The sequence below is a fragment of the Bradyrhizobium sp. SK17 genome, assembly GCF_002831585.1.
In the GTDB taxonomy this organism is placed as follows: Bacteria; Pseudomonadota; Alphaproteobacteria; order Rhizobiales; family Xanthobacteraceae; genus Bradyrhizobium.
Map to the genome: position 1 here is coordinate 1,016,302 of NZ_CP025113.1, position 12,066 is coordinate 1,028,367.

Here is a 12,066-nt window from a genome sequence, read left to right on the forward strand (position 1 = left end):
ACATTTATTCACCACCCCGAGCAACGAACCGTTGCGCTTGGCGCTCTGCAAAAGGGCAAGGAAGACCGCAAAAGAGGCAGCAAACAGGATGGCGTTGATGACCAGCGCCCACACCATCAGGTCGGCGCGGAAGGCGTGATCGATCAGGAGCGAGCGCATGCCTTCGAACACGTAGGTCGGCGGCAACGCCCAGGCGACAACTTGCAGCCAGGCCGGCAGCACCTCGACCGGATAGTAGATGCAGGCCAGCGGCATCACCGCGAACATCAACGTCCAGACGATGCTCTCGGCACCGAGCCCGTTGCGCAGCACGAGGCCGGAGGCGAACACGCCGACCGACCAGCTGGTGAAGATCAGATTGCAGAAGAAGGCGATCAGCGGCAGCCCGATGGCGTAGAAGTTGAAACCGAAGAAGAACAGCGCCAGCAGCGTCATCGGGATCACCCCGATCGCGAGCCGGATCAGGCTCATGATCATCAGCGAAAGCAGGAATTCGATCGGCTTCAGCGGGCTCATCATCAGGTTGCCGAGATTGCGCGCCCACATCTCTTCCAGGAACGAGATCGAGAAGCCGAGCTGACCGCGGAACAGGATGTCCCACAGGATCACGGCACCGATCAGCGTGCCACCGGCCTTGGCGAAGAAGCCGGAGGTCTGCGAGATGTAATTCTGCAGGAATCCCCAGGTGATGATCTGCAAGGCCGGCCAGTAGATCAGCTCCAGCAGCCGCGGCCATGATGACATCAGGAGATACCAATAGCGCAGCACCATCGCGTTGATGCGTTGCAATGAAATCCCGCGCGGCTGATGGCTGACGAGTTCGCTCATGGTGCGCCCTCCCGCGCCCGGCCGCGCGCAACGTCGAGGAACACCTCCTCCAGGGTGTCGCGGTTGTAGCGCGCCATGATCCGCTCGGGGCTGTCGTCGTCCTGGATCTTGCCGCGCTTCATGATGATGACGCGGTCGCAGAGGCGCTCGACCTCCAGCATGTTGTGCGATGCCAACAGGATGGTCGCATTGTGGGTCTTGCGGTAGGTCTCAAGATGCTGCCGCACCCAATCGGCGGTGTCGGGGTCGAGCGAGGCGGTCGGCTCGTCGAGCAGCAGCAGGTCCGGCTCATTGATCAAGGCCTTCGCAAGCGCGACGCGGGTCTTCTGCCCGGCCGAGAGCTTGCCGTTGGAACGGTCCAAGAATTCCGTGAGATCGAGATCGGCGGCGAGCTGGCCGATCCGCTCGCGCAGATGTTTCACGGCATAGAGGCGGCCGAAAATGGTCAGGTTCTGCCGCACCGTGAGCCGCATCGGCATGTCGACATAGGGGCTCTCGAAATTCATCCGGCCGAGCACGTCATAGCGCTGCTCGGGGATTTTTGCGCCGAGCACGCTGACACTGCCCGAGGTCGGCAGCACCAGGCCCATGATCATCGCGATGGTCGTGGTCTTGCCGGCGCCGTTGCCGCCGAGCAGCCCGGTGATGCTGCCGCGCGCGATGCGAAACGAGATATCGTCGACCGCGCGGGTGGTCTTGTAGACCTTGACCAGCTGGGCAACGTCGATCGCGGCCGATCCGCCCCAATCGGCCACCGACGGCTGATTGGGCGCTTGTCCGTGACCCGTCCCGCTCTGTTGCATACGGCCGTCATTGAGCCATTGCGACAATAAGCGCAAGGCTTGGCCTGCATCCTTGCGCTAAGCCGCGAATTTGTGCGCCGCCCGCGGCACAGCTAAAGTCCCGAGATGATGACCGACGTCGCTTCCGATTTCCGCCAACCCCGCCGCTACGTCCGCCTGGATACGATCCTGCGGCTGCGCTGGCTTGCCGCGCTCGGCCAGCTGGTTGCGATCTTCATTGTGGCGCAGGGACTCGAGTTCGACGTTCCGATCGTCCCCTGCGTCATCATCGTGACGTTCTCGGCGCTGCTCAATCTGGCGCTACAGATCGCCTTCAACCCGATGCAGCGGCTGGAGCCGGCCTACGCGGCGGCGCTGCTCGCGTTCAACATCGTCGAGCTCGGTGGGCTGTTGTACTTCACCGGAGGGTTGCAGAACCCGTTCTCGTTCCTGTTCCTGGTCCCGGTGCTGATCTCGGCCACCGTGTTGCCGATCCGGCTGACGATCGCGCTCGGCTGCCTCGCGGTCGCCTGCGCCTCGGCGCTCTTCTTCTACCATCTGCCGCTGCCATGGGATGGCGGCGACGATCCGCTGGTGCTGCCGCCGATCTATCTGATCGGCGTCTGGCTTTCGATCCTGCTCGCCATCGGCGTCACCAGTCTTTACGCATTCCAGGTGACCGAGGAGGCGCGCCAGCTCTCCGATGCGCTGGCCGCGACCGAACTGGTGCTGACGCGCGAACAGCATCTGACCCAGCTCGACGGCCTCGCCGCCGCTGCCGCGCATGAGCTCGGCACCCCGCTGTCGACGATCTTCCTGATCTCCCGCGAGCTCGAGAAGACGGCGCATGACCCGGCGATCGCCGGCGACCTGAAGACCGTGCGCGAACAGGCGCAGCGCTGCCGCGACATCCTGAGCAAGATCGCGCAATTGTCATCGAGCGGCGCGCCGTTCGACAACATGAAGCTGTCGACCCTGATCGAGGAGGCGGTGGCGCCGCATCGCGATTTCGGCATCAATATCAAGGTGCGGCTTGCTGTCGCAGCAACCCCCGAACCGGTCGCCGCGCGCAATCCGGCGATCCTCTATGGCGTCGGAAACATTCTGGAAAATGCGGTCGATTTCGCGCATCAGACCGTCGAGGTGAACGCCTGGTGGAATGCGGAAACCATCGAAATCGTGGTTTCCGACGACGGCCCGGGCATCGCGCCCGACATGCTGAAACGGATCGGCGAGCCGTATCTGTCGCGCCGCCGGGGCGCGGATGAGGCCCAAAATGCGCGTGGGGGCTTGGGCTTGGGGGTTTTCATCGCAAGGACATTGCTGGAACGCACCGGAGCCAAGGTGTCGTTTACCAATCGCACTTTCCCCGATCACGGCGCCGTGGTGCAGATCGTCTGGCCGCGCGATCGCTTCGAGGAAGCGGCGGGAGACACAGGCACGACATCTTAAGAACGGTTCTCAATCGCACCTCTGGCATACCGGATGCATCGTTCTTTCCGGACTTGCACGCGACTTTCGGCTGCCTTGGCAGCGCCCCAGTGCAACCCCATATTATGCATGTCTGCCACAGGGAAAAATGGATCGTGAACGCAATCACTGAACTGAATGACCATGCTGACAAATCGCTCCTCATCGTCGAGGATGACAAGCCGTTCCTGGAACGGTTGTCGCGCGCGATGGAGACGCGCGGCTTCTCAGTGAAGTCATGCGATACGGTGTCCGACGGCATCGCCGAGATCGGCCGCGCCGCGCCGGCTTTTGCGGTCGTCGACCTCCGGCTCGGTGACGGCAACGGCCTCGACGTCGTCTCGGCGTTGAAGCGCAAGCGTCCCGAAGCACGCGCGATCGTGCTCACCGGCTACGGCAATATCGCCACCGCCGTGACCGCGGTGAAGATGGGCGCCGTCGACTATCTGTCGAAGCCCGCCGATGCCGATGACGTCGTCGCCGCGCTGCTCGCGACCGGTACCGAGAAATCCGAGCTGCCGGCCAATCCGATGTCGGCGGACCGCGTGCGCTGGGAGCACATCCAGCGCATCTACGAGATGTGCAACCGCAACGTCTCGGAGACCGCGCGCCGCCTCAACATGCATCGCCGCACGCTACAGCGCATTCTCGCCAAGCGCGCGCCGCGCTAAGCGATCGCTTCATCTGTTTTCGCGATGGCCGGGCTCGCCCCGGCCATTTGCTTTTGTAGGATGGGTAGAGAGCAGCGAAACCCATCATCTCTCCGCGCGGAGGAAAAGTTGATGGGTTTCGCTTCGCTCTACCCATCCTACCGAATCACGCTTCTAAAACTCATGCCCCTGCGGATCGACCAGGCGGTTGATCCGCTGCGCCGCCGCCATCGCAAAGCGCACCGTCATGGCCTTGCGGGTGGCGGCCGGCAGGCGATGCTCCGGCGCCTCGCAATGCAGATGCGCGCCATAGGCGTCGGCGATGATCAGGCCGGTGTCGATCGGAAAAATCTCGCACGGCAGATCCTGCGTGAACGCGAAGAACAACCGGTCGCAATGTAGCCGGTAGTCCTGCCATTTCTGATCGGCGCGCAGATCCTCGACCGACGACTTGATCTCGACGATCCAGATCTCCCCGCGCTCATTCAACGCCACCAGATCAGCCCTTCGGCCGGACGGCAGCGGCAATTCGCTGATGCAGGAAAATCCCAGCGATCGCAGAAGCCGCGCGGTGCCGCGCGCGATCGCAAGCGCGGTTTCCGACTGACGTCGGTCGGGCGCGGGCACGAGCGCGATCTGGCGGGCAGGCGATTCCATCCTCCCAGACTAGCCGATTCCATCGAGCATGATCCGGAAAAGTGGAATCCGGTTTTTCGTCAAGGCAATGCTCGCGCGCATGAAGGCCAACGGCAGCGCCGGAATCGGCCGCAAATTCGCGAGGAAGGCGCCTTGGTTTCGGCCTCAAGCCACCGCGAAGCCGGTGGAACCTGGATACCGAGGGACGAAACACTGAAGGAGAGACCCATGCGGTCACGCATCACACTTCGCTCACTCGTCTTCGCTCTCGCAGCCCTGCCGCTATCCGCCGGACTGTCGTCGGCCATGGCCAAGCCTGTGGTCGAAGTCGCGTTCGTGCTCGACACCACCGGCTCGATGGGCGGATTGATCGAGGGCGCCAAGCGCAAGATCTGGTCGATCGCGTCAGCGATCGTCGATTCCAATCCCGACGCCGACATCAGGATGGGCCTGATCGCCTACCGTGACATCGGCGACGACTATGTAACCAAAAAGGTCGAACTGACCCGCGACATCCAGGATCTCTATGCCAACCTGCTGGAATTGAAGGCGCGCGGCGGCGGCGACTGGCCGGAGAGCGTCAACGAGGCGCTCGACGTCGCCGTCAACAAGATGCAGTGGACGCAGGGGCCCGACAACACGCGCATCGTGTTCCTCGTCGGCGACGCCCCGCCGCATATGGATTATGCACAGGACACCAAATATCCGATTACGCTCGCAGTCGCCAAGCAACGCGGCATCATCGTCAACGCCGTACTCGCCGGCCATGCGCAGGATACCGAACGGGTATGGCGTGATATCGCCCAGAACGGCAATGGCGAGTTCATCCCGATCCCGCAGGATGGCGGCCAGATCGTCACCATCGAGACGCCGTTCGACGACGACATCATCATCCTGCAACGCGAGATCAACGGCACGGTGATCCCCTACGGCCCCGCGCGCTGCAAAAGCGAACGGAGTCCAAGACCCAGCAGCTGGCCAGCGTCGCCGCGGCATCGCCGGCGCGCGCCTCGGAGATGGCGAGCTTCATCAACAAGCGGGCGAAGGCGACGTCGGAAGCGGTCACCGGCGATGGCGACCTCGTCGCCGACGTCGCGGCCGGCCGCAACGAGATCGCCAAGGTCAAGGACGAGGACCTGCCCGACAACCTCCGCGCCATGAAGCCCGAGGCACGCGCCGCGGAGATCGACAGGCAGATCGCGCAACGCAAGGCGTTGAACGAGAAGCTCGCGGCCCTGGTCGCCAAGCGCGACAAATACGTCGCCGAGCACCGCAAGAGCGCGCCGAAGGCATCGTCGTTCGATCGCGTGGTCGAGGACACGCTGAAAGCACAGATCAAGCGGTAGAGATCAGCCGAATTTTATCACTTCCCGCCCCCGCTTGCGGGGGCGGGGGCCTGACCGACATGCTCACCTCACTCGGTCGCGACATCCAGCGGTGGCCCCAGGATCACGCCTTCATTGGCGCGCAAATCGAGGATGCCTTCGACCTTCTCGCCCTGCCGGTCCATGAAGGTCGACAGCAGCACCTCATTGCTGAAGCCGATCGCGCTGGAGGAGACCGATGCGGGCGCTGCGCCGAAGTTCAGCGCGACCACGGCAACGCCTTCGGCGGCGCGGCGCCGGAACAGCAGCACATCGCCATGCGCAGCCACCGGCTCGTAGCTGCCATGGACGAGCTGCGGCAGCTTCCGTCGTAACGCGATCAACGCCTTGTAGAGGCTGAGGATCGACGCCGCATCCGCCTCGAGGCTTGCGACATTGTCGCTTGCAAAATCCGGCGCGAGCGGGAGCCAAGGCCTGGCGGTCGAGAACCCGGCATAGCGCTCGGCGTTCCATTGCATCGGCGTGCGACAGCCATCGCGGCCGACGCCAAGACCAGGCACGTTCCTCTCCCAGGGATCGCGCACCTGATGCGGCGCGATCGCGACCTGGCGCATGCCGATCTCGTCGCCGTAATAGAGCGTCGGCGTGCCGCGCAACGTCAGCAGCAGCATCGCGGCGACCGCCGCCTGCGCGGGCCCGACCCGGCTTGCCACCCGTGGCCGGTCGTGGTTGCCGAGCACCCAGTTCGGCCACGCGCCCGGCGGCAACGCCTTTTCGTAATCGGCGACGATCGCCTCCACCGAGCGCGCGCTCCACAAGGTCGATAGCAGCGCGAAATTGAACGGCATCTGCGCACCGCGCAGATCGTTGCCGTAATAGGCGACCAACCGGTGCAGCGGCAGATAGATCTCGCCAATCAGCACGCGGTCGCCGAACTCCTCGGTGACCCGGCGCATCTCGGTGATGACGGCGTGCACTTCGAGCTGGTCGGTCGAATACTGCGTCAGCAATCTCTCATGCGGCGGCCGGCCATCGCGATAATGCGGGTTCGGCGGATTGTCGCGAAATTCGGCGTCCTTGATCAGGTGCCAGATCACGTCGACACGAAAGCCGTCGACTCCCTTGCGCAGCCAGAAGCGCATGACGTCGTAGATTGCGTCCCTGACCTCGCGGTTGCGCCAGTTGAGGTCGGGCTGCTGCGCCAGGAAGGCGTGATAGTAATATTGGCCCGAGGCCTCGTCATAGGTCCAGGCGCTGCCGCCAAACTCCGACAGCCAGTTGTTGGGCACCCCGCCATCCGACGCCGGATCGCGCCAGATGTACCAGTCACGCTTCGGATTATCGCGCGAGCTCTTGGCCTCGATGAACCAGGGATGCTGGTCGGAGGTGTGGTTCGGCACCAGATCGAGGATCAGCTTGAGGCCGGCATCGTGCGTGGCCGCGACCAGCTCGTCGAAATCCTCCATCGTCCCGAACAGCGGATCGATGCCGGTGTAATCGGAGATGTCGTAACCGAAATCGGCCATCGGCGACGGGAAGACCGGTGACAGCCAGACCGCGTCGACGCCAAGCCGCATCAGATAGGGCAGATGCGCGATGATCCCCTGAGATCGCCGACGCCGTCACCGTCGCTATCCCCGAACGAACGCGGGTAGACCTGATAGAAAATGCCGCGCCGCCACCAGTCCCGGTCACCCTGGTCCATCCCGCTCCCCAATCCGTCGTCGCGCCCGTGTCCCCGAGGCGATCCAGCCGTTCAGGGATGACGCACAATTCGGGACGGAAAAATGGCGGTATTCAATGCCGGGCGATGGCGAGCTGATAGATCGTGATCAGCACCTCGAACAGGATCAGGAACACGATGATCAGCTCCAGCCGCAGCGAGCGGCTGGTGTCGATGATATCGGTCAACACCTGCGCGGTCTCGGCCACAACAGCGAGCTTGCGGTTGAGCGATTCCGCGCGCTCCTTCAATTCATACTCGTCCTCGAGCCGGGCATAGAGCCGTTCGAGCTGCGGCTTGTCCCAGAGGATGTCGGGCTTCTCCGACACCTCGACCGGCCCAGCCACGCGATGCCGCACCGACAGCGCGTTGCCGATGTGCTTGAGGATCGCGACGCGGCCGCCGAGCACCCGGCCGTCCTTGGCGAGTTCGCGCGCGAACGGCTCGGTCGAATCGAACACGGCGCGCACCTCGCGCTCGTGCCGCGCCAGCACCACGCTCTTCGCCAGTGCCTCCCCGACCAGGATCAGCCGTTCCGGCGACAGGCTTTGCAGGTAGATCGGACCGCCCGGCGGAATCTGGTCTTCCTTGTCGGCGGCCACTTCGATGATCGCGATTTCCTCCTCGCGCCGCGTGAACAGGCCGGTCATGCGCGACTGCAGGCTGCGCAGGAATTCATCCTCCTCCAACGCGTTGAGGCCGATCAGGACGACGACGCCGTAGCGGAACAGGATCGCCACACCATTGTCATTGACGCGAAAAGCCAACGGCGTCGTGGCAAGCACGTCGCCGCGCTCGAGCCCGGACGTGTTGATACGGTCCGCGACGAAGAAGGCGCGGGCCGTGGTTCGGGGTCCGCCGAGCGGCGGTTTGAGAGCCTGGGTCGTCATCGAGTTCGGGACTACGGGGACCTGGTTCATGATCGAGAACGGCCGCGGACCGGCCTGCCCATGTATTTGTTCTGTCGACGCGACCTTATCACGGTCCGTTTTGGGATCACACGCCCGGTGCAGCGGCATTTCCGGTGCATGTTGACGGCATTTTCCGGTGGCCTATGGTGGCTCCATGAACGAGACAACCGAAACCAAACCGAAGGCCGGCGCGATGATCGTGCCGGTGACGCTGTTCGAGCAGAACTGCACCATCATCTGGCACGAGCCGACCAAGAAGGCCGTGGTGATCGACCCCGGCGGGGATGTGCCGAAGATCCAGGCGGCGATCGCGCAGGCCGGCGTGACGGTCGAGAAAATCTGGCTGACCCACGGCCATATCGACCATGTCGGCGGCGCCGCCGATCTGCGCGACGCGTTGCAGGTCAAGATCGAGGGGCCGCATATCGCCGACAAGTACCTGCTCGACAACGTGGTCTCGAGCGGCGAACGCTTCGGCATGACAGGCGTCCGCAATTTCGGCCCCGACCGCTGGCTCGACGAGGGCGATCAGGTCTCGATCGGCGACCTCACCTTCGACATCCTGCACTGCCCCGGCCACTCGCCGGGCAGCGTGGTGTTCTTCAACAAGGAGCTGCGCTTCGCCCATGTCGGCGACGTGCTGTTCGCCGGCTCGGTCGGACGCACCGACCTGCCCGGCGGCAGCCACCCGACCCTGATCCAGTCGATCAAAGAAAAGCTGCTGCCGCTCGGCGACGACGTCGGCTTCATCTGCGGCCACGGCGCTGGATCGAGCATCGGGCAGGAGCGGATGACCAACCCGTTCCTGACCGGCGAGATGTAGCGCCTCGTTCGCGCATCGCCTTACGGCTGCTTCATCAGCCCCGCGGCGGTCAGTGCCCGCGTGATGACACCACTGACATTGACGCCGTTGCTGCGCTGCTTGCCCGGCTGCCTGGCTTGCTTCTTTGCCGGCCGACCGCTGCTGCGACCGGCTGCCGGCTCGGGCTGATCGGCAGGCACCGGTATCGTCATCGAGATCGTGTCCGCACGCTCTCGCGGCACGCCGGTCGGCGCGATCTGCGGCTGACGGACCTGATCGGTCAGACCGAAAAACTCGGCGATGTGATACGACGAGGAGATTCCGGCCTCGATAAGGAACGCACCTTCGACGCCATAACGCTCATCATTGCCGGCGAGGCCGAGCGGCGTGCCGTGCGCCATGTCGGTGATCGAATAGGATTCGACCAGCGTCTGGCCGTCGGCGTTCCACCACACCTCGCGTGGATGGCCGTCGACATCAGACTTCGACATCGCCTTCAGCGGCAGGCCATGAAGATCGAGCCATTGCCGGACGATGGCATCGCCATTGCCCGGATGCACGGTGCGGTCGGCGCTGCCATGCCACACCGAGATCCGCGGCCAATCGCCCTTATGGGGCGACGCGTTGCGCACGAGGTCGCCGAGCTCCGGCGCCGACAATGCGCTTCCCTGCATCATCGCGCCAAGGGCCTCACGCAGATTGCCGGCGACGCCGAACGGCAGGCCGGCGATGACGGCGCCGGCCGCGAACACGTCGGGATAGGTCGCGAGCATGACGGCCGCCATCGCGCCGCCGGCGGAAAGTCCGGTGACGAAGATCCGGCGCGGATCGATCTTGTGCGTGCCGGCGATGTGACCGACCATCTCCCTGATCGATGCGGCCTCGCCCTGGCCGCGCGCGATGTCTTCCGGGTCGAACCAGTTGAAGCAAGTGTTGGCGTTGTTGACGGACTGCTGCTCGGGCATCAGCAGCGCGAAGCCGTAATGCTTCGCCAAAGTCGACCAGCCGGCGCCGAGATCGTACGACGCTGCGGTCTGGCCGCAGCCATGCAGCACCACGACGAGCGCGGGCGATCGCGCCAGCTGCTCGGGCACGTAGCAGAACATCTTCAGCGCGCCTGGGTTGACGCCGAATTCGGTCGTCTCGACGAGCGGCGTCGGTATGGCCGGCGCGAGCGCGCCGAGGCCGCCGAACCCGCTCATCTTCGGCAGATGACGCAAGAATTCGACGTTGTTGACCAGAGACAACAGCAACTCCTGAGGTGATTTATTCTTCCGTGTCACCCGATCAGATAATTGCTGCACTGCAAAATGAAAAGGCCGTGTGCTGTCTTTCGCTGCGGAATTGTGAGAATCGGCGTTAACGCGTGATCGGAACTCCGTGCGAGGCAGATTGCTTGAATTAGTTGCCTTAGCACCTTGTTTGGGCATGAACTTTCCAGAAAAGGCGCGCCATGGTCGGTGGATTCATGAGGTGGCGCGCCGCATCCATGACAGAAATACGGCCGAAATCGATATCGACAGCACAAACAATGCGCATGCCGCAAACAGCGCCAGATACGCAGATGTCGCGCTCTCCACGGCAAAGAAGACCGCACCGATCGCGGCGACGCCGGCCGCATTGCCGATCTGGGTCGTGGTGCCGTACATGCCGGCACCGGCACCGGCGCTTGCGGGCTTCACACCCGACAGCACTGCGCTCGACAGCGGCGCCATCACAAGGCCCTGACCGTAACCGAACATCATCAGCACCAGTGCGAGCAACAGCGCCGATGGCGCGGCGACCGTGTGAACCGTCGCGACCAGCACGGCAAGCCCCGCGATCTGCACGGCACAGCCCTCGATGATCACCAGCGTGCCGCGATGTTTGGCGCGCGCGCCGCTGTGCCGCGAGGCGATCACGAAGGTCAGCGCCAGTGGCACGAACACCAGCCCGGCTTCCAACGGCGGAATCTTCAAACCCTTCTGCATGAACATGGTCATGACCAGATAGAACGACAGATTGGCGAAGAAAAAGAAGAACACTGCGACCAGCCCACGCATGAAGGCAGCATCCGACAGCAGCGACAGATCGATCAGCGGCATGCCGCCGCGGCGGGCGACGCTGCGTTCGAGCCGCACGAAGGCCGCGATGACGGCGACGCCCGCAGCCATCACCAGCCAGACCCACGCCGCCCAGCCGAGATCGTGACCGAACAGCAACGGGCCGATCAGGCACAGCAGCCCGACGAACAACACGATCGCGCCTGGAACGTCGATCCGCGTGCCGGCGCGGCGCGGCACCGTCGGCATCATCTTCAGCGCGGCGGCGATGATGATGATGCCGATCGGCACGTTGACGAAGAACACCGCGCGCCAGCCAAGGCCGGCGAGATCGAGCGTCACCAGCACGCCACCAAGCGTGAAGCCGGCAGCGCCGGCAAGCCCCAGCACGATGCCGTAGATGCCGAAAGCCCGCGCGCGGGCGGCATCGGAGAACAACAGATGCAGCGTCGCAAGCACCTGGGGCACCATCAGCGCCGCGGTCGCGCCCTGCGCGAGCCGCGCGATGATCAGCTCGGGCCCGGATTGCGCGAGCCCGCACCACAGTGAGGTCATCGAGAACCCCGCGACACCGGCGACGAACACGTTCCTGGTGCCGTAGATGTCGCCGAGCCGGCCGCCGGTGATCACCAGCGTGGCGTAGGCGATCAGATAGATCGCGACCACGGCCTCGATCTGCGCCGGCGTTGCGTGCAGCTCCGTCGCAATCGTCGGGATCGCGACGTTGACGATGAAGGCATCGACGCCGAACATGAACTGGGCGGCGACGACGATCGCCAGCACCCACCAGCGGCGGGATGTCTCCGCGCGCGTCGCAACGATCTGGTGCATGCCCTGTCCTGCCCGCAATGACGTTGCAGCCGACATCAGCAGATTCCCGTCATCTCCTCGATTACC

8 protein-coding genes and 3 pseudogenes are annotated in these 12,066 nt (G+C 64.2%); 4 read left to right on the plus strand and 7 right to left on the minus strand.

Going from position 1 to position 12,066, the window contains the following annotated elements:
• Positions 1-156: 156 nt before the first annotated feature.
• Positions 157-828: pseudogene (locus CWS35_RS39950) on the minus strand (ABC transporter permease); the annotation flags it as partial.
• A complete protein-coding gene (locus tag CWS35_RS04695; RefSeq protein WP_024584659.1) occupies positions 825-1,631 on the minus strand; it encodes an ABC transporter ATP-binding protein in 807 nt (268 codons plus the stop codon). The pseudogene CWS35_RS39950 and the gene CWS35_RS04695, both read right to left, overlap by 4 nt.
• 108 nt (positions 1,632-1,739) lie before the next feature.
• Between CWS35_RS04695 and CWS35_RS04700 the strand changes: the two genes are divergently transcribed.
• Both CWS35_RS04700 and CWS35_RS04705 read left to right on the plus strand, forming a co-directional pair.
• Positions 1,740-3,062 carry an ActS/PrrB/RegB family redox-sensitive histidine kinase gene (locus CWS35_RS04700; RefSeq protein WP_024584658.1) on the plus strand — a complete coding sequence of 441 codons (1,323 nt, stop codon included), beginning with the start codon at positions 1,740-1,742 and terminating at the stop codon, positions 3,060-3,062.
• A 134-nt stretch (positions 3,063-3,196) separates the two neighbouring features.
• Entirely contained in the window at positions 3,197-3,751 is a 555-nt protein-coding gene (locus CWS35_RS04705) for an ActR/PrrA/RegA family redox response regulator transcription factor (protein WP_024584657.1), read from the plus strand.
• Between the two features lie 153 nt (positions 3,752-3,904).
• Here the strand turns inward: CWS35_RS04705 and CWS35_RS04710 are convergent, their stop codons facing one another.
• Positions 3,905-4,387: an MmcB family DNA repair protein gene (locus CWS35_RS04710; RefSeq protein ID WP_024584656.1), complete on the minus strand. Its 483-nt coding sequence runs from the start codon at positions 4,385-4,387 to the stop codon at positions 3,905-3,907.
• A gap of 207 nt (positions 4,388-4,594) precedes the next feature.
• On the opposite strand from CWS35_RS04710, the pseudogene CWS35_RS04715 reads away from it, so the two are divergent.
• A pseudogene (locus CWS35_RS04715) lies at positions 4,595-5,712 on the plus strand (VWA domain-containing protein).
• Positions 5,713-5,780: 68 nt separating this feature from the next.
• On the opposite strand, the pseudogene CWS35_RS04720 reads toward CWS35_RS04715, so the two are convergent.
• A pseudogene (locus CWS35_RS04720) lies at positions 5,781-7,396 on the minus strand (alpha-amylase family glycosyl hydrolase).
• 92 nt (positions 7,397-7,488) lie between these two features.
• Entirely contained in the window at positions 7,489-8,334 is an 846-nt protein-coding gene (locus CWS35_RS04725; RefSeq protein WP_245438872.1) for an RMD1 family protein, read from the minus strand.
• Positions 8,335-8,479: 145 nt separating this feature from the next.
• Here CWS35_RS04725 and CWS35_RS04730 point away from each other — a divergent pair, with 145 nt between their 5' ends.
• Positions 8,480-9,148 (plus strand): MBL fold metallo-hydrolase, encoded by a 669-nt coding sequence (locus tag CWS35_RS04730; protein WP_024584652.1) that lies wholly within the window; start codon positions 8,480-8,482, stop codon positions 9,146-9,148.
• A gap of 20 nt (positions 9,149-9,168) precedes the next feature.
• Here the strand turns inward: CWS35_RS04730 and CWS35_RS04735 are convergent, their stop codons facing one another.
• Together CWS35_RS04735 and CWS35_RS04740 are read right to left on the minus strand one after the other, a co-directional pair.
• Complete coding sequence (locus CWS35_RS04735) at positions 9,169-10,374, minus strand: PHB depolymerase family esterase (protein ID WP_168226268.1); 1,206 nt, start codon at positions 10,372-10,374, stop codon at positions 9,169-9,171.
• A gap of 219 nt (positions 10,375-10,593) precedes the next feature.
• Positions 10,594-12,000 carry an MFS transporter gene (locus CWS35_RS04740; protein ID WP_100951037.1) on the minus strand — a complete coding sequence of 469 codons (1,407 nt, stop codon included), beginning with the start codon at positions 11,998-12,000 and terminating at the stop codon, positions 10,594-10,596.
• Positions 12,001-12,066: the final 66 nt, after the last annotated feature.